Here is an 18,817-nt window from a genome sequence, read left to right as displayed (position 1 = left end):
TTATGGCCCGCTGACAACAGTATGTCAGCAGGAATTCAGTAATCAGAATAAATCCGATCAACTTATTTTGACAAACACCAAACCAAAATGAAAGGTTTCTGATCATCTTTTTTTCGAAACAAAAAACAAACAAAACACTACACACTGATCATCAAATAATTAAAACAATTTCCGTGCTATTGGTATAACTATTGTCTGCCTGGTTAGTATTGAATCGTACAAAAGTAAAGACATATAAATTTCATCCTGGTTAGATGCGTATACCTTAGAGCGAGTTGTAAAATAAACTGCAAAAAAATTCCGGTTGGCAAATAACCGGAGGAGAAGCTCTAAGGTTACTTAAAATCGTTTTAATAGAATTATACAAATACACTATCCTGATCTTTCATTTATTTTTTAACAATGCACATTATACATTAGATTGCGAATAATATATATTTGATGAATTATGATTCTTTATCATCAAATAAATTTTCTACACTAAGCCAAATAATTGCATCTATGAGCTCGCATTTAGATCCTACTGATTTAGGGATATTAAATCTTCTGCAGGAAAATGGAAGACTGACCAATAAAGAACTTGCACATCATCTTAACAGAACGATTTCTCCTATTTTTGACAGAAGAAAACGTTTGGAAGAAATGGGCTATATCAAAAAATATGTAGCCGTTCTCGATCGGGAGAAAATAACAAACTCTATAGTTGCCTTTCCGCAAATAGCCCTGAACAATCATGCTGAAGACTCACTCGCGTCTTTTCAGCAAGCTGTCATTGCCTACCCCGAGGTCCTTGAGTGTTATCACATTACAGGAAAATATGATTTTATGTTAAAAATCATAATTCCTGACATGAATGCTTACAATACTTTCCTCCGGCAGAGAATAGCCCCTCTAACGAATGTCGGAAGTGTGCATAGTTCTCTTGTCATCTCTCAGGCTAAGGCCGAAACCGGCTTACCTCTACCCACCTGACTTCACCCGGCTATTTTCTTCAGATGAGCTTTTAGAACGCTGGCGTGCCCCTTTAATATCATTACTACCAAACCTATAGGTACAGGTTAATCTGAAAACCTGGCTATCATCACGTTCATTCACAGAATAATTCTGCGAAGGTAAGGCACTTGTAATACGGAACCTCTGCATGAAGAATGCATCATTTGCAGCCAGTTTGATATTCAGTTTTTTATCCATAAATGATTTGCTCATTCCCAGATCGATACTATAAACAGGTTTTATGGCCAGGGTTCCTTCTACCATAGCAGAGCGATAAAAAGCAGACATTTCAAAATTGGTTGAGTTATTAACCTTAATCGTATGATTTGTATTAAAACTAAAGGCAGTTTTTCCACTTTTATAAGGCATTCCTAATAAATTTGGTGTACTGAATTCATTGCGGAAAATGGTCAGGTTATTACTCGTTGTCCACCATTTGAATATCGTTAAAGGTGAGTTGATATTCAGACTGTAAGATTTCTTTTCTGCCAGATTCTGGGAAGAAATAAATAACGTTTTTTTAATTGTATCAGAAACGAGTACTCTTGAAATAGCATTACTGGTCTGACTATAGTTCAATGCAACATTAATTGTCTTTTTATAAGAATAAGAAACTTCAAACGAGTTGGTATACTGTGGACTCAGAAATGGATTTCCTACGCCATAGGTATATAAGTCTACAAAAAAGATAAATGGGTTTAATGATTCATAATCAGGACGGTCTATCCTTCTGCTGTAAGAAAACCCCACTTCATTATTTTTGGAAAGCACCTGGTTCACAAAAACACTAGGGAACAAATTAATATAATGACGGTCCGAAACCTGATGTGTAGGAATCGAATTTCCTTTTGAATTTGTCTGTTCTGCCCTTAATCCAAGTTGTACAGTTGTACTTTTAAATTCCCGGTTCAGGTTAAGGTAACCTGCATTGATATTTTCATCATAGATGAAATGGTCATTACGGGTCGGGTCACTCTGCCAGCTATTATTTAAAAAGTTATCAAAAGTTGAGATATTATCTGTACTTACAACACTGCTTTTCAGACCAGCTTCAAGTTTTGTCTTTTTATTTATCGGATAAGTATAGTCAACTTTAGCCGCCCATATCTTCACTACCGAAGGGATTGCATTCCTGAAAATATAAGGTGCCTTACTAGGCTGTCCCGCTGCATTCAGATAATTATTATAATACTCACTGTTCTGATATCCATTATACCTTGAATAATCCATATCAGCATTAATTTCCTGACCAGTCGTATCTATTGTTCCTTTATAGTTCAGGTTATAGGTAATACCAGTGTATTTAAACTGATTAGGGTTTGAAGCCACAACAGATGAATCTGTTTTACCAGGCTGACTGCCAATTAATGTACGTACATCTGCACTGCTGTGGCCGTTACTGTTATAACCATTGACCACAAAACCGATAGTATTACGATCATCGATAAAATAATCGACCCCGGCTTTGTAATTGTAATTATTTCTTAACCGGATAGCTCTGCTGGTCTGATTAAAAAAGGTCTGATCTGACGTTGTATTATTGACACGGATAATATCCAGGTCATGAAAATTTTTGCCATAACCATAATTAAACTCACCAAAAGCATTAAACTTCTTCTCTCGGTGATTTAGGGATATTCCATCATTAGTTCTAAAATACCTGCCATAGCCAGCTCCTGCCGTTACAGATCCGTTAGTACCATAATTACGGTTCTTTTTCAGTTTGATATTAATAATTCCTGAAGTACCGGCAGCATCATATTTAGCTGAAGGATTGGTGATCAGTTCTATTGATTGTATCGCATTACCTTCGGTAGAACGCAATAAATTGGCCAATTGTTCACTGGACAGATAAGTAGGTTTACCATCCAGCATCACAGTTACACCTGTTTTCCCTCTGAGACTGACATTACCATCTTTGTCAACAGCTACTCCGGGTGCTTTCTGCAAAATTTCCAAAGCGGTGTTACCCGCTGCGAGCACACTATTTTCTACGTTGACAACCGTTTTATCAATTTGTCTTTCAATCAGGGGTTTGGTAGCGACAATATTTACGTTATTCAGTTGTTTAGCGGTAGGTACCAGCTGTACGTTATCAATAGTATAATTTTTACGTGCTGCACTGATCGCATAAGGACCTTTGAAAACCCTGGCATAACCGATTGTATTAAAAGCCAGCAAATATTGTCCTTCTGCTAAACTTTCAAAAAGATAACCACCGTTATCATCTGTAATGGTTCCTTTGATTAAGGTAGAATCTTTAGCTGCTAATAAACTTACTGAGACATAAGACTGACTGATTTGTTTTTCGTCAAGAACTTTACCACTCAGTTTACCGGTACCATTACCGGTTTGAGCATTGACTGCTGAGGTTGCAAACAGGCTTAACGCTGAAGCTAATATATAGGTTAGTATTTTTTTCATCTTAAAAATATTATGTCTTTAAGATGTGTCTACAGATAAAAGGTTACAGCAATGTCAAATTTATTTTTGCAAACAATAAATTAAGCCGGTATCTCTGAGGAGAATACCGGCTCGGTTTATTCAGGTTTTATAATTTTGAATTGATTTGATAAAGGTCGGATTAATAACCTCTGTACCCATAACCATCATGTCTGTAATGTCTGTGGTATCCTGGCTCCTGAACGAAACAAGAACTTAATAACGACGCAACTACTGTTAGTAACAGTAAGGTTTTGAATGTTTTCATTTGTGTGTGTTTTAATTTTATAATTTAACCTATATCCTCATAGACAGCAGTCAGGCTGAAAGGATTAATCAACCACCCAATTTATACTGAAAATCAAACAATTACCTATCTCCCGGCCAATAGCAACCCTTGTAGTCATAAGCACATTAATCTCCCTAAAGAGTAATTCATTTCTGAATTTTACATTACTAATCTGTTTCCGTAAATTTAGTTAGCATAAAGCATTATAATCCAACATGAACAACATCCTGAAAATAGTGAAGATTGATGCCTACTCTATTACTCCGAAATACTTGCAGTTAATCAATTCAATTCTTCTGGGAATTCAATCCGGACAGATTAAAAAAGACGATATTCTCCCCTCTATCAATGAATTTAGCTATGTGCTTGAAACTGCAAGGAGTACCGTAGAAAGAGCCTACAATGAACTTAAAAGAATGGGACTGGTCCAATCAGTTGCCGGCAAAGGGTTCTTTATTGTCCATACGCAATTTCAGAGACCCGTAAAAGTCTTATTGCTTTTCAACAAACTGAGCATTCATAAAAAAATCATTTATGATGCCTTTGCTGCTACTTTAGGAAATGAGGCCGCCATAGACTTTTATATCTATAACAACGACTTCAATGTATTTAAAAAATTATTGCAGGAAAAAGTTGATCATTATGCAAAATGTGTGATTGTCCCTCATTTCAATGAAAACAGGGAACTGGGTTATAAACTGATCGACACGATCGCTAAGGAAAAATTAATCCTGATGGACAAACTCGCAGAAGGTATTACAGGGAATTTCGGAGCGGTATATGAAGACTTCGAAGAGGATATATTTTCTGCGCTGGAACAGCTTTCAACCAGGTTATCCAAATACAATACGCTTAAAATCATCTTCCCGCAGAACACTTATTATTCAAAGAAAATTCTAACAGGATTTCTGCGTTTCTGTCAGCAATATGATTATAAAAATGAAATCGTAAATAATCTGGATCACCACGAAATAGAACGGGGCGCTGTTTATATTAACCTGGTAGAGGACGACCTGGTCGTTTTGATTGAGAAAGCCATTGAAGCTAATTTTCAGATTGGAAAAGATATAGGGATCATTTCTTACAATGAAACTCCGATTAAAAAAATTATCCTCGATGGGATCACCACTATATCTACAGATTTTAAAATGATGGGCGAAAAAACTGCTGAATTGCTTCTTCATAATTCTACGGAGCATATTCAGATCCCTTTTAGAGTTACCTTAAGGAATTCTTTATAAATATTTTTAGCAGGTACCATTCCGATAAACAAATGATTATCAATGATTAAATAACAAGACATTTGAGCGTCTTATTTATTTAATCAAAAAAAGAAAAAATAAATTTGCGTACTAAATATATTGTTGTACTTTTGCAATCCCAACAACGACGAAGGTTATCAATAACTTAGACGTTGGTCAAGTTCGGGGTGTAGCGTAGCCCGGTATCGCGCCTGCTTTGGGAGCAGGAGGTCGTAGGTTCGAATCCTGCCACCCCGACTTAAAAAAAGCCTTTAGATCTATGATTTAAAGGCTTTTTTTGTTTTTCCTCAACCCTATCTATTACTTACGATTCTGTCTATTGTAAAGGGTAAAATCATATACACAGAAGACTTTAATCGTATTTTCAGTAACATTAGATTATTTCATTCTGATACAGAAAAGAATTTTTAGGTAGAACATCTTGAAACAATGGTTAATACAGATTTTAGCAATTTGGCTAAGGACGGTGTAGTAGTCGTATCTTCTAAAAGAACATTTCCCCAGGTAAATCCTGCATTAATTAAATAGACAACTATGTCTATTTAATATCTATCTTTGCTTTATGATCAAGCAAAGAGGACAAGTTGTAATTGATAAAATTCTGGATACAGCAGAAAGGCTGTTTTTTACACAGGGTTATCATATCACTGGAATCAACCAGGTGATCGAAGAGGCTGATATTGCCAAAGCATCATTATATAAACATTTTGGATCAAAGACTGACCTGTTGGTAGCTTACTTGCAGCGCTTACACGAGTGTTGGTTTAATAAACTTGAAGCCGATGTAAACAAAGAAGTCGACCCCAAAGCGAAATTACTAATTCTATTCGATCATCATCTTGAACGCCAGGTACGAAACGGATATGGTGGTTGTCGGTTTATAAAAGCGAATGACGAAGCCGGTATGAGCGATGAACGGGTATTAGCAGAGATACAAAAAGCAAAGCAGCATCTCAAAGATTTTATAGCCAGACTCGTGGTTAATTCCGGACACCAAAAGCTTTTGACAGATAAAGAATTGACCGGGCTGATATTCATGATGCTGGACGGAGGCATAATAGCCGCCTCCATATTTAAGCAGGCAGATGATTTGCAATCGGCTAAAGCAATAATTCAAAAACTGCTTTGAATTAAAAACTAACGGGTAGTTAAAAAACACTTAAAAGATATCACCATGACTTTACAAAAAAAATTCATTAAAGCGGGGGCTGCAATTGTAGCGGGCCTGCTGATAAGTATCTTAAGTTTTGGAGCAAACGCCGCTCATCACAAGGATCAACCGCTAAGTTCAAAGGAAAAAGAATCGATGTTAACTTCGCATATATTTACCTCGAAGCGCACGACCACGCATTATTGGGAAGCTGGGCCAAGCGACGGCGCGGTGATGATCTTCCTTCATGGCTGGCCGGAGATCGGGCTGGTGTGGCGTGCACAAATGGAAGCCTTCGCCGCCGAAGGTTGGCGATGTATTGCACCTGACCTGCGTGGTTTCGGAGATTCATCGGTGCCCACGGCAAAGGGTGCTTACGCTATTAAGGAAATTGTTGATGACATGATTGCGCTCAATGCTCACCTGGGCGGAAAAGCCGCTATTTGGGTCGGGCACGACTGGGGAAGCGTTGTAGCCGGATCAATTGTCGCGCATTACCCTAAGATCAGCCGGGGATTAATACTAATGTCTGTACCTTATTTACCGAACGGTTGGGCATTACCGAATTTAATACCGCTGGTTGACCGAACTCTTTATCCCGCCGATAAATATCCGGACGGACAATGGGACTACTGGCGTTTTTACCTCACCCATTTTGATCAGGCCGTGAGCGACATGGATGCTGATATCCCGGCAACACTTGCATCTATTTACACAAAGGGCATCCCCGCATCAGTAGGCAAATTGTCACCATCAGCAGTAGTGACAGCTAATGGCGGGCGATATGGCGCTGCGCACCGGGCACCCGCCACGAAGCCCGATTATACACTATGGCCACAAGCTGACTTCGATGTGCTGGTTGCTGCATTCAGAAAAACAGGATTTCGACCATGCGATTCCTATTATCTAAACGATGAAGCCAACATTGCCTACGCTAAGGTTGCGGTAAACAATGGTCAGCTGAAGCTGCCTGTTCTATTCGTCAATGACGAATATGAACCGTTCTCCAATATTAATTTGAGCAAAATCGGAGATCCTATGCGAAACGCCTGTTCAAATCTTACGGTAATCGACCAGCCCGCTGGGCATTGGGTGCCTTTGGAACGTAAACACGAAATTACGGAGACTATACGCTCATGGATCAAATTGAAAGGACTGAAATAATAGCTTTTTTTGTTGTTTCTTATCCCAATTTATATCAATTTCACATTAAATAATGACTGAAGTAAAAGAAACAGGGGGAGCAAGAATTGGTATGGCAAACGCGACATGGCCTTTTGCGACCCTGACTGTAAATAATGAAAAATTACAACTTAACGCGACAATCCTTGGGAATCTGATTTTCAAGCCTGGCGACATCATCTCTATTGTGCCATATTCTGGTTTGATGAGCAGCGGACTTAAAATCAACCATAATGTCCCAGGGTATAATGATAATGTTGTTTTTTGGACTTTTAGTAGCCCGAATGAAATCATAAAAAAGATTGAAGCGACTGGTTTTCTGACCAATACAATCCCTCTCCCTGCCGATCTGGAAGAGCGTATTACCAAAACTCAGTCTCAGGGAGGATTTCCACTTAAAACATCAGCTGCAATTGCAATTGTAGTTATTTGGAACATCCTTTTTCTCATTAATTTTCAAAACTTCTTTGGGGAAAGTAAAGTTGGCCCACACTTAGGACTTGGTCCTCAATTGGCATTGGGGTTTATGCTGTTGACCTGCGCTCTACTACTTACATTTGAGCCAGCAAGACGACTAATCCTAAAAGAAGGGCGAACAGTTGACGAGATTAAAAAGTTCATTTTCTTTATCATGTTTATTTGCGGATTTATACTGCTTATTACTGTCCTGGTACATTAAAAGAAACTTAAACATCCTACCAACCTATCTTAAATAGCCATTAGATCTATGGGTAATGGCTATTAGCTATAAATGCACCACACCCAACTATTTACATTTATTCTAAATAAAATTTGGGATTCTAAGAAGAGACTCTATCTTTGCCGCAAATTAGATTTAATCTTAATAACCATATGCCCAATTTTTACAAATATTTTATTCTATTTACTTTAATAATTTCTTTCCACGTCACTGGATACACCCAAACTCACAACTCAGGAAAAATAACAGGGATCGTTAAAACCAGTGATGGTAAACCTGCCAGCTTTGTTAACATTGGTTTAAAAAACGGACGCTCCACTTCTACCGGTGAAGATGGTGCGTTTTCAATTAAAGATGTTAAACCTGGAACTTATACTTTAAAGATTTCTGCCATTGGCTTAACGGCACAAGAAAAAACAGTTACCGTTGTTGCTGGCCAAACTACGGAAGTAAGCTATTCAATTGCTCAATCTTCTTCGCAACTTGACGAAGTAGCTATTAACGGATATAAAACACCTAATCAGAAACCTGTAAATCTTGGTAAAACTGCAATTGCGCCCAAAGACTTACCTCAGGCTGTTCAAATTATCAGCAGTCAGGTAATCCAGGATCAGCAAGCCAATCGTTTGGGTGACGTCTTAAAGAATGTAAACGGTGTAGCATTAGGTGCTAACCGTGGCTCTGTTGGTGAGAATTTCTATTCAAGAGGTTATGCTTTAGGTACCAACAATGTTTTCAAAAACGGTGCAAGAACAACCATTGGAGGTATGCCGGAAGCCAGTACTTTAGAATCGGTAGAAGTATTAAAAGGTAGTGCAGCTTTATTATACGGCGGCGTTAGTGGTGGTGCTGTCATTAACATGATCACGAAAAAGCCAAAATTCGAGTATGGTGGCGAAGTTTCTATGCGTATGGAAAGTAATGCCCTTTATAAACCGACACTCGATCTGTATGGCCCGATTTCTAAAAAAATAGCTTTCCGGGTGATTGGGACTTACGAAAAAGCCGGCAGCTACAGAGATCACGTGGATTCTAAAAGAATCTATGTAAATCCATCTTTACTTTATAAGATCAGTGATAAAACAGAATTATTAATCCAGGGAGATTACTTAAAGAGTGATTTCACACCTGATTTTGGGATTGGTACAGTGGGCAACAAACTATCTCCGCTAGGACGAAATGTATTCTTAAATACAGACTGGGCATACAACAAGACCAACACTTCTACCGCTCAGATTAATCTGAATCACAAATTTAATGACAACTGGAAGTTAAATGCCGTAGCCTCCATGCAAGCCTATAACAGAAATTACTTTTCTACTGAGCGTCCAGCTGCTGACGCTGCAGGAATCTGGTATAGGTCACTAACCCGTTCACAAATAAAAGAATTCACTTATAACGAACAGATCAACTTAAGCGGTACATTTAAAACCGCTTCAATACTACATACGCTATTAGTTGGTGTTGACGCTGATCAGTCTAAAACTACTACCGGAGCATTTACCAATCCCAACACACAAACTGTTAAACTAAACGGAACTGATACTAAATATTATGATCAGGTAAATATTCTCGATCCATTATCATTTAACCAGCCAACTAACTTCAATACACCTGGAACAGCTTTACTGACCAATACTTTAGCTCCAATATTCAGAATGGGCGGTTTTGTACAGGATCTGATAGCAGTAACAGAACAATTTAAAGTTTTGGCAGGTGTTAGATGGACATTTCAAAAAACGCCAACAACAACTATTAATACAATAGCTGATGGCAGCAACACAAAAGGTCTTGTTGATGACAAAATAGATAAAGCCTTTTCACCAAAGGTAGGCTTGATTTATCAGCCAATTAAGACGACTTCAATCTATGCCAGTTTTTCTAATAACTTCACTTCTAACCCTGGAATCGATGTTGCAACCAATGCGCCAATGAGACCATCTATTATTAAACAGTATGAGGCTGGGGTTAAAAACGATTTTCTGGATGGAAAACTATCTGCCAATGTAACCTATTACAAGATCATCAATAACAGATTTGCGCAAACCGCAGAGTTTAATCTTTCTGGCGCACCAAATGGTGATACAAATCTTAAAGAGTTCACTGGAAAGACAGCTAGTGATGGTCTTGAGATCGATATCACAGGTACCATAGTAGAAGGTTTAAATTTCATCGCTGGTTATAGTTACAACTATATGCGTTATACAAGCACATCAGATACCAGGACCTATACTGATCCAAAAACCAACAAACAAACCGTTATTAGTGGTATTGTTGAAGGTGAACGTTTAGTTGGAACAACCAAAAACACAGCAAACGGAAGTTTATTTTACACTTTCGGGAGCGGCGATCTGAAAGGTCTTAAAGTAGGTGCATCTGCATTCTATACAGGAGACCGTAATGGTGGAAGAAATACAACAAAAGCCAATACTTCCACAGGTATCATTCCTTTAAAAGGTTTTACAACCGTTGATCTTTCTGCTGGTTATACCTGGAACAAATTCTCCCTGCTTGCAAAGATCTCTAATATCGGGAATGTGTTAAATTACTTCGTACATGAAAACTACAGCGTAAACCCAATCCCTCCGCGTCAGTTTGCAACCACATTATCTTATAGGTTCTAGATCTAGATAGAATTATAATCTAAAAAGCCCTGTGACCAATTGGTCACAGGGCTTTTTAGATTATACATTTGTATAACTCCGGGGAACCTGTTAAGCCCGTCTTTTATATGCTCTCATCGCAAAAATATAAGCCACGAATATAATTCCGACACACCAGGCCAAAGCAATCCATATTTCATGGCCTGCCGGTCGGTTTGAAAGCAACGCCCGGATGGTCTCAATAATAGAGGTCACGGGCTGATTTTCGGCAAAGGCACGAACAGGCCCCGGCATAGATCTGGTAGGCACAAATGCCGAGCTAATTAATGGCAGAAAGTGAATTGGATAGGCAATTGCAATTGCGCCATCCACTGACTTTGCGGAAAGTCCGGCAATCGCTGCGATCCAGGTCAGGGCCAGCGTAAACAATGCAAGTATACCGGCTATGGCAAGCCACGACAATACGCCAGCCGGTGAGCGAAAACCCATCAGAAGCGCGACAAGAATAACCACAACGACCGAAATCGCATTGGATACAAGCGAGGTCAGTACATGTCCCCACAATGCAGCCGAACGTGCAATCGGCATCGAATGGAAACGCTCAAATATTCCCCTTTGTACATCGGTAAACAGACGGAAAGATGTGTAGCCTATACTATTTGCAATCGCAACTAACAGTATACCAGGCAACAGGTAATTCACATAATTATCTGCGCCGGTCTGAATTGCACCACCTAACACATAAACAAACAACAACATAAGCGCAACTGGCATGACGGTGACAGTGATGATTGTATCCATACTGCGAAAAATATGACGCATGCTACGTCCAAGCATAACACTCAGATCTATGAAAAAATAGTTCTTTATCGTTTCCATTTATTTTTGTTCCTTTTTGCCAACGATCGCAAGAAAGATCTCCTCCAAAGTCGGCTGTTTTTCAATATATTCTACTTTTGTGGCGGGGAACAACTTTTTCAGGTCTGAGAGCGTACCACTTACGATAATTCTACCCTCATGCAGAATGGCAATCCGATCAGCAAGCTGTTCAGCCTCGTCCAGATACTGCGTCGTCAGAAATACCGTCGTGCCTCCGTCGGCAAGCTCTCTGACAATCTGCCAAAACTCGATGCGAACCTCCGGATCAAGACCAGAAGTCGGCTCATCCAGAAAAATGAGCAGCGGTTTTCCGACAAGGCTCATCGCAATATCGAGTCTGCGGCGCATACCTCCTGAATAAGTGGATACCGCGCGGTCGGCAGCAGCGGTCAGGTCGAAACGGTTCAGCAGATCATCTGCAACCTGGCGCGGATCTTTGAGGTGCCGCAGCCTGGCGATCATAACCAGATTTTCCCGCCCGGTCAATATCTCATCCACGGCAGCAAACTGCCCGGTCAAGCTGATCGACTGCCGCACATTGCCTGGATTTAATGAAACGTCGAACCCATTTACGATAACGCTTCCACTGTCTTGTTTCAGTAGGGTAGTCAAGATTTTAACAATCGTTGTCTTGCCTGCGCCGTTGGAGCCGAGCAGGGCGAAAATACTACCTTGTTCTACTTCGAAATCCACACCTTTCAGAACATCAAGCTCCTTATACGATTTTTTCAGTCCCTTCACCCGGATGGCTTTGTTTTCCATATTCCTTTCTCCTGATTTCAAATGACTGTAACCTTTGATAAATCGATCTCTACACTTTTGAGTACAGCATAGACCGGCTTATCCATCATAGCTCCATCAAAGCAGATGGTTTTCAGGACACGGTAATATTTATTAGTCAAAGCATACGGTGAACGGAAAGACACATTTTTGAGCGTTGCACCCCTGAAAGTAACTCCGCTCAGTGCGGCATTATCAAACCTGACTCCGATAAAGATCTGCCTGTCAAAACATAACCCACTCAGATCTGAATTTTTAAAGTCCACCCCATTAAAGACACAATTCTCAAAGATGGTTTTTCTAAGATCAGTTGTAGTTAACCTTACATCAGTTAGTTCCACCCCCATGAACCTCGTTCCGACCAGCCCGGATCTGCTGAAGTTAGTACGCAACAAAATTGACTGATCAAAGCTCCCGCCAGTAAGATCAAGCGTGGATAAATTGCAGTCTGTCAGATTTGCATGATCAAAGTTAGCTCCCCTTAAATTACTGCTCTTGAATGAGCAACCGGTTAAATCTGCGCCCGAAAAGTCTGCACCAGCCCAATTCCAGCCAGACATATCGCGGTTAAGCTGTTTCATCCGATTTCCTAATGAGGATTCAACGGGCACTATTTCAGTAGCCGCAGATTGGAAGTTTTCTGAAAAATGGTTAAGGTCAACTCCCATTATTTCAGCCAGACGGGTTAAAGTAGTGATATCTGGCATTGATTCGCCACGCTCCCACTTTCCAACAGCCTGTGGGCTAATGAAAAGCTGCTGGGCAAGCTGAGCCTGAGAAATATTTAATTTTTTCCGCGCTTCGGCAATTTTATTGCCTATCATTTTAGTATTTAACATAGACACTATCTTTTTATTTATTTTTTCGATATAACAAAGGTATCCGGGTATATTTCCAGAATCAAAAAAACACAAAAACTTATAGTTGCATTTACGCTACTTATAGTTGTTATTTAACAAAATATCAGTCAGATAGGTCAAAACTCAGATACTAAACAGACATTAGTCATCTAAACCCTTGCCATGGAGAATTTGCGGCATATATTTCTCCACTCTTGATTCGCGGGTTTTAGCTTGTTTAGGTGCAGAAAAATACAGATTGTATGCCTTTTGCCGTCCTGGGGTCAATGCTTCAAAAGCAGTTTTCAAGGCGGGAATGCTATCTAATTTACTTTGAAATTCTTCGGGAAATACGAGTTCAGTATTCTTTATAAAATCCACTTTCAGTCCTAATTTCTCCACTTCAACTGCCTCATAGACATAGGCTTTCAGGACTGGTTTCAGATCAATTATTTCGCGGATGTTCGTGAACCGGATCTGGCGTGCAGACTGCGTATTCTCTGTTTGCTGAACCAGAATATGATTGGTATCACTTAATAATACCCCCTTGAAAAACAAAAGCGCACAGTATTCTTTAAATGTATGTATTAAAACGATGTTACTTTTCCCGAGCACATAACAAGGAACTCCCCATTTCAGTTCTTCAGTTAGTCCACAGTCGAGAATAATCATTCTCAATTGCTCCAGTTCTTCCTGCCACTTTTTAGCTTTGGTAAAATACCAATCAACCTTAGGATTCATACGCTTTATTTATTAGTTAACTGAAATAATCTTCCTGTCAGCAGGCCTGAAATACCACGATATGATAGTCAGGAATAGTAACAGCACCGAGGGAGCTATATCGCCTATAGAATCGCCCAGCATAATATGTGAGATTGCTGCACCCGACATCGAAAAGAAAAAGCCTGCATAAGCCCACTCCTTAAGTAAACTAAATTTAGGAATAAGTACTGCTATAACTCCTAAAATTTTCCAAATACCTAATAAAGTAAGCAAATAGACGGGATAGCCAAGATGCATAATCATATCAACTTCCTTTTTCGCTTTAAATAACTGTACTATTCCCGTCGAGGACATCCCTAAGGCAAGCCATAACGTAAAGAACCAATAGATAATTTTATCTCTCTTTTCCATCTTATTTTAGTTTTCCTATGATATCCTGTAATCTGTTATGTGCCATATTCAATCCCGGCCCCATACCAATTTTGAGCATTTGGTCTCTGTCTGCAACCGATTTATAGACAGTATGTATATTCAGCCTGCTCGTGTCTTGGGTTAGTGACTCAAATTCCAAAAACTCCAGTTGTACACCAAAAGATGCGTTCTCCATTTCAAATGTCCGTGTGATTTTCTGGTTCGGACTAAACTCATGAATGACTCCATTAGCACTGAATACCACCTTCCCCTCAGCATTACTTGTTTCGAACCGCCAGCTGCCATGTTTCTTATTTTCAAGTTTCAATACTTTCGTCCCCATCCATTGCGCTACAAGATCAGGCTCTGAATATGCTTTAAAAAGCAATTCCAATGGCAAATCAAATTCTCTGGTAATCCTTAATTCCTGTTTGCCGTCTTCGGCATTAACTTTTGTTTTCAGTTCCATGTTATTTACCTTTATAATTCTTCATTATTTCTTCTAATTTGTTGAATCGGTCATCCCACATCTTGCGGAATGGCTCAATAAAGTCGGATACCTCTTTCATTTTTTTGGGGCTTATATGATAGTAAATTTCTCTGCCATTTTGCTTTTGTTCCAATAACTCGCATTCGGTGAGTATTTGCAGATGTTTTGAAACCGTCGGTCTGGCAGTGTCAAAATTTGAAGCTATTGCACCTGCTGTCATTGCCTGCGATGCGACCAATAGCAATATTGCCCTTCTTGTCGGATCTGCGATGGCCTGAAATACGTCTCTTCTTAAATTCATTATGTAGCTATTTGACTACTAATATAAGTGTAGTTATTTGACTACGCAAATATTTAACAATAAAAATGATTCACCAATTTGAAAACCTATCTTAATTTCCTCTGCATTCACTAATTTTGGTTAATGCAGGCAAAAGAAATTCTCAGGGAGCACATCGATAAAACCGTAACACTGACAGACGAGCAATTCGATTATTTCTTCTCACATTTCAAAACACAGTCTTTCAAAAAGGGTCAGGCTATTATTACCGCTGGCGACAAAGTCGATTGTGAGTATTTCGTACTGAATGGCTGCCTGAAATCATTTTATATCAATGATGACCTGAAAATGTTTATTCTCCAATTTTCTATGCCAACCTGGTGGGCATCAGACTTTGATGCACTTTACAGCAATACTAAAGCAACAATTAATATAGATTGCATTACAGATGCTGAGATACTCTGCCTGAGTAACCATGACCGGGAGAAACTTTGTAATGAGATCCATCAGGTGGAACACTTTTTCCGCTGGCGTACCAATAAAGGTTATGTAGCAGTTCAGAAAAGGTTACTGTCATTTATGAATAATGATACCAGACATCGTTATGAAGAATTGCTTGCACAATACCCTGCGCTATACAACATAGTCCCTAAACACTTAATAGCGGCCTATTTAGGCGTTTCAAGAGAAACCCTAAGCCGTCTTTACCACTCCTGATCATGTGACGTACATCACATAAACCACCACCCTTTCCGAATGTGATGTAGATCACGCTGATTGCTTGTCGTTCCTTCCCAAATTTGTCTTGTCATTTAAAAACAAAAGAAATGGAAACAAGAAATTTTGAAATTGAAAACACAAAAAGCAACATCGATTGGACCGGCCGCAAAGTAACCGGTTCGCATCATGGAACCATCAGTATCCAAAAAGGAATACTAAACTTAAATAACGGAAAACTCTCGGGTGGAAAATTTGTCATTGATACTACATCTATTCAAATACTGGATGTAACTGATCCTGCAACCAACGCGCAGTTTGCAGGTCACCTGGCTTCTGAAGATTTCTTTAACTCCAAGGAATTTCCTGAGGCTGTTCTTGTGATCACTGCAGTAGCTCCAGACAGCGATAATACTACTCATATTGATGCTGACCTTACAATCAAAGACATCAGCCACCCGGTAAAATTCAATGCACAAATTGATTACGCTGATGATACAGTAACTGCAACTGGTAAAATTGTAATTGACCGTACCAAATATGGTATGAAGTTCCGTTCCGGTAATTTCTTTAAAGACCTCGGCGATACAATGATTTATAATGAATTTGATCTGAATGTAAAAATCACTGCTAAAAAACTATAATTATGCCATTCATAAAAATTGAGCTTACCCGTGAGGGAGTCACCCGCGAGCAAAAACAAATCCTGATTAAAGGTGTTACTGACCTGATAACCAACACACTGAATAAAGACCCCTATTTAACGCACGTGAGGATTGAAGAAGTTGATCTGGATAACTGGGGACATGCTGGTGAACAGGTATCAGTATTAAGAGAAAAAGGCATTACGGCTGATAAAAAATAAATATCATGAATAAACAAACGATTATCATTACCGGTGCATCGTCTGGTATTGGTAAAGAATTAGCCCGTCATTTTTTAGAAAAAGGCGATAACGTTGTGATTAATTCCGCCAACCCTGAGAAACTTGAAAATGCTTTTTATGAACTCGGTGCCGGAGATAACCTCGAAATGGTTAGTGGTAACATCAGTAATAAACACACAGGTGAACAGTTAGTAGCCAGGGCAATTGAAAAATTTGGTTCGGCAGACGTCCTTATCAACAATGCAGGCATCTTTGAAACCAGGCCTTTTCTCGAGGTAGATGAAGCTTATCTCGACAAATTCCTGAATACCAATCTAAAGGGGACTTACTTTACCACGCAAGCAGTTATCCCACAAATGCTTAAACAGAAGAGCGGTGTGGTCATCAATATCGGCACACCGATAGTCAATCACGCTTTCGGGGGAGCACCCGCTACAGCTCCCCTGGCCAGCAAAGGCGCGATACACGCATTGACCATCCAGCTTGCGGCTGAGTTTGGCCGGTTTAACATCCGCGTCAATACAATTGCACCGGGCGTTATTCGTACACCCATGCATGGCAATAGTGCCGATCAAAGTGCAGGCATGCATTTACTGAACCGTGTCGGTGAAGTACAGGACATTGCACAAGTGGTCTATACAGTGGCTAAAAGCAACTTTATCACCGGCGCGATAATCAATGTCGACGGTGGTATGGCAGCAGGACATAATCTCAACTAAAATGAAACCATTAAACGAAAGTGCCATCACTCAGGCACTCAGAGACTACTACTTCAAAGGAATCTATGAAGGCGACATTAATCTGTTAAACCATATTTTCCATACCAACACCTTACTATTTGGTGATGTAAAAGGACAGCCTTACGCCAAGACACTTGAACAGTATCTTGATGGCGTGGCAAACCGTCAGAGCCCGAAGGACTCAGGCAAACCATTCAAAGGTGATATTATTTCTATTAAAGTAGTAAATTCCATCGCCATAGCTGAAGTAAACGTAAAAATGTATGAATTCAATTACCATGAATTTCTTTCATTCCATCAAATTAACAACAGCTGGCTCATCGTCAACAAGATGATCAGCGATGTAAACGGATAAAATTTTAAAACTATGTGGTACAACACAAAAGTAACGGAAATACTAGGCATGGATTACCCAATTATGCAGGGCCCTTTCGGTGGCAACCTGTCATCCGTTGAATTGGTAGCTGCCGTATCCAATGGAGGAGGTTTAGGGGGATATGGCGCCTATACCTTAAGTCCACAGGAAATCTATGAGATTGACCATCAGATCAAAACAGCAACAAATAAGCCTTATAATCTTAACCTGTGGGTTTCGGATACAGATACACCAGATGGTACAGTTTCAGAGCCCCATTATGAACAAGCCAAAACTTTGTTCAAGCCTTATTTTGATGAGGCGGGCATTGCTCTGCCTGAAAAACCGATGCCTTTTAAATCCCGTTTTGAAGACCAGATCCAGGTTATCCTGGACGTTCGTCCAAAAGTGTTCAGTTTTATTTTTGGTGTACCATCCGAAGATATACTCGAACAATGCCGGAAGCGGGGTATCAAAACAATTGGCACTGCGACAACGCTGGATGAAGCTATTGCTTTAGAAGCTGCCGGGGTAGATATGGTCATTGCTTCTGGTTTTGAGGCGGGCGGTCACCGGCCGTCATTTTTAGCTTCTGCCGAAGAATCAATTACCGGTACTTTTGTGTTGCTGCAACTCATTAAAGACAAAGTGAAGATACCTGTTATTGCAGCGGGCGGCATTGCTACCGGCAGAGGTCTGGCCGCTGCAATGACATTAGGTGCTGATGCAGTTCAGGTCGGCACCGCATTCCTGGCTTGCGATGAATCGGGTGCACTCCCTATCCACCGGCAAATATTATTTTCTGATGCAGCTAAATACACCACACTTACCCGTGCTTTTACAGGACGTCTGGGACGTGGTATCACCAGCCGCATAGCTAAAGACTTATCTGGGAAAGAAGATCAGTTCCTGCCGTTCCCCTTACAGGCTGGCTTAATATCATCATTGAGAAAAGCAGCAATCAATCAGGGAAAATGGGATATGGTACTATTCTGGGCTGGCCAAATCGCACCTATACTCAAGCATACACGGGTTGAAACACTGATAAAATCTTTAGTTGAGGAAGCAGGCGGAATCCTGAGTCCAGGGGAATGAG

The 18,817-nt window shown here is 39.9% G+C and carries 21 protein-coding genes and 1 tRNA gene; 13 read left to right on the top strand and 9 right to left on the bottom strand.

Features of this window, described 5'->3' with window-relative positions; genetic code table 11:
- The first annotated feature begins 501 nt into the window (after positions 1–501).
- Positions 502–972, top strand: a complete 471-nt coding sequence (locus tag HDF25_RS02455; RefSeq protein ID WP_184622379.1) for an Lrp/AsnC family transcriptional regulator — start codon at positions 502–504, stop codon at positions 970–972.
- Here HDF25_RS02455 and HDF25_RS02450 read toward each other — a convergent pair.
- Together HDF25_RS02450 and HDF25_RS25780 are read right to left on the bottom strand one after the other, a co-directional pair.
- Positions 961–3,417 (bottom strand): TonB-dependent receptor, encoded by a 2,457-nt coding sequence (locus HDF25_RS02450; RefSeq protein ID WP_184622377.1) that lies wholly within the window; start codon positions 3,415–3,417, stop codon positions 961–963. The genes HDF25_RS02455 and HDF25_RS02450 overlap by 12 nt on opposite strands.
- Positions 3,418–3,577: 160 nt before the next feature.
- On the bottom strand, positions 3,578–3,703 hold the full coding sequence (locus tag HDF25_RS25780) for a hypothetical protein (protein WP_260409298.1): 126 nt from the start codon (positions 3,701–3,703) through the stop codon (positions 3,578–3,580).
- Positions 3,704–3,939: 236 nt separating this feature from the next.
- On the opposite strand from HDF25_RS25780, the gene HDF25_RS02445 reads away from it, so the two are divergent.
- The 6 genes from HDF25_RS02445 to HDF25_RS02420 all read left to right on the top strand — a co-directional run bounded on the left by HDF25_RS02445 (position 3,940) and on the right by HDF25_RS02420 (position 10,642).
- Positions 3,940–4,965, top strand: a complete 1,026-nt coding sequence (locus HDF25_RS02445) for a GntR family transcriptional regulator (RefSeq protein WP_184622375.1) — start codon at positions 3,940–3,942, stop codon at positions 4,963–4,965.
- Between the two features lie 184 nt (positions 4,966–5,149).
- A tRNA-Pro gene (locus HDF25_RS02440) sits at positions 5,150–5,223 on the top strand.
- Positions 5,224–5,548: 325 nt separating this feature from the next.
- Positions 5,549–6,115 (top strand): TetR/AcrR family transcriptional regulator, encoded by a 567-nt coding sequence (locus HDF25_RS02435; protein ID WP_184622373.1) that lies wholly within the window; start codon positions 5,549–5,551, stop codon positions 6,113–6,115.
- Between the two features lie 45 nt (positions 6,116–6,160).
- Positions 6,161–7,300 (top strand): alpha/beta hydrolase, encoded by a 1,140-nt coding sequence (locus tag HDF25_RS02430; RefSeq protein WP_221450833.1) that lies wholly within the window; start codon positions 6,161–6,163, stop codon positions 7,298–7,300.
- A 52-nt stretch (positions 7,301–7,352) separates the two neighbouring features.
- Positions 7,353–7,997, top strand: coding sequence for a hypothetical protein (locus HDF25_RS02425; protein WP_184622371.1), 645 nt, complete (start codon positions 7,353–7,355; stop codon positions 7,995–7,997).
- 173 nt (positions 7,998–8,170) lie between these two features.
- Positions 8,171–10,642: a TonB-dependent receptor gene (locus HDF25_RS02420; RefSeq protein WP_184622369.1), complete on the top strand. Its 2,472-nt coding sequence runs from the start codon at positions 8,171–8,173 to the stop codon at positions 10,640–10,642.
- 90 nt (positions 10,643–10,732) lie between these two features.
- Here the strand turns inward: HDF25_RS02420 and HDF25_RS02415 are convergent, their stop codons facing one another.
- The 7 genes from HDF25_RS02415 to HDF25_RS02385 form a co-directional block, all read right to left on the bottom strand.
- The gene (locus HDF25_RS02415; RefSeq protein WP_317618178.1) at positions 10,733–11,458 is read right to left on the bottom strand and encodes an ABC transporter permease; all 726 of its coding nucleotides are present in this window, start codon (positions 11,456–11,458) and stop codon (positions 10,733–10,735) included.
- A gap of 42 nt (positions 11,459–11,500) precedes the next feature.
- Positions 11,501–12,262, bottom strand: a complete 762-nt coding sequence (locus tag HDF25_RS02410) for an ABC transporter ATP-binding protein (protein WP_184622365.1) — start codon at positions 12,260–12,262, stop codon at positions 11,501–11,503.
- A gap of 17 nt (positions 12,263–12,279) precedes the next feature.
- The gene (locus HDF25_RS02405; protein WP_184622363.1) at positions 12,280–13,119 is read right to left on the bottom strand and encodes a pentapeptide repeat-containing protein; all 840 of its coding nucleotides are present in this window, start codon (positions 13,117–13,119) and stop codon (positions 12,280–12,282) included.
- Between the two features lie 162 nt (positions 13,120–13,281).
- Entirely contained in the window at positions 13,282–13,860 is a 579-nt protein-coding gene (locus tag HDF25_RS02400; protein ID WP_184622361.1) for a YdeI/OmpD-associated family protein, read from the bottom strand.
- 12 nt (positions 13,861–13,872) lie between these two features.
- Positions 13,873–14,253, bottom strand: coding sequence for a DoxX family protein (locus tag HDF25_RS02395; RefSeq protein WP_184622359.1), 381 nt, complete (start codon positions 14,251–14,253; stop codon positions 13,873–13,875).
- A gap of 1 nt (position 14,254) precedes the next feature.
- Positions 14,255–14,722 (bottom strand): SRPBCC domain-containing protein, encoded by a 468-nt coding sequence (locus HDF25_RS02390; protein ID WP_184622357.1) that lies wholly within the window; start codon positions 14,720–14,722, stop codon positions 14,255–14,257.
- Between the two features lies 1 nt (position 14,723).
- A complete protein-coding gene (locus HDF25_RS02385) occupies positions 14,724–15,044 on the bottom strand; it encodes an ArsR/SmtB family transcription factor (RefSeq protein ID WP_184622355.1) in 321 nt (106 codons plus the stop codon).
- Positions 15,045–15,167: 123 nt separating this feature from the next.
- On the opposite strand from HDF25_RS02385, the gene HDF25_RS02380 reads away from it, so the two are divergent.
- The 6 genes from HDF25_RS02380 (at position 15,168) to HDF25_RS02355 (ending at position 18,816) form a co-directional block, all read left to right on the top strand.
- The gene (locus HDF25_RS02380; protein ID WP_184622353.1) at positions 15,168–15,740 is read left to right on the top strand and encodes a Crp/Fnr family transcriptional regulator; all 573 of its coding nucleotides are present in this window, start codon (positions 15,168–15,170) and stop codon (positions 15,738–15,740) included.
- Between the two features lie 110 nt (positions 15,741–15,850).
- Entirely contained in the window at positions 15,851–16,384 is a 534-nt protein-coding gene (locus HDF25_RS02375; RefSeq protein ID WP_184622351.1) for a YceI family protein, read from the top strand.
- Positions 16,385–16,386: 2 nt separating this feature from the next.
- Positions 16,387–16,605, top strand: a complete 219-nt coding sequence (locus tag HDF25_RS02370; RefSeq protein ID WP_184622349.1) for a tautomerase family protein — start codon at positions 16,387–16,389, stop codon at positions 16,603–16,605.
- 5 nt (positions 16,606–16,610) lie between these two features.
- Positions 16,611–17,345 (top strand): SDR family NAD(P)-dependent oxidoreductase, encoded by a 735-nt coding sequence (locus HDF25_RS02365; RefSeq protein WP_184622347.1) that lies wholly within the window; start codon positions 16,611–16,613, stop codon positions 17,343–17,345.
- A 1-nt stretch (position 17,346) separates the two neighbouring features.
- Positions 17,347–17,721 carry a nuclear transport factor 2 family protein gene (locus HDF25_RS02360; RefSeq protein ID WP_221450832.1) on the top strand — a complete coding sequence of 125 codons (375 nt, stop codon included), beginning with the start codon at positions 17,347–17,349 and terminating at the stop codon, positions 17,719–17,721.
- Between the two features lie 12 nt (positions 17,722–17,733).
- Entirely contained in the window at positions 17,734–18,816 is a 1,083-nt protein-coding gene (locus HDF25_RS02355) for an NAD(P)H-dependent flavin oxidoreductase (RefSeq protein WP_184622343.1), read from the top strand.
- Position 18,817 lies beyond the last annotated feature (1 nt).

It is taken from the genome of Pedobacter cryoconitis, from assembly GCF_014207135.1.
Classification (GTDB): domain Bacteria; phylum Bacteroidota; class Bacteroidia; order Sphingobacteriales; family Sphingobacteriaceae; genus Pedobacter; species Pedobacter cryoconitis_D.
Note: the sequence above shows the minus strand (reverse complement) of the source record. Positions and strands in the feature narration are given on the sequence as shown.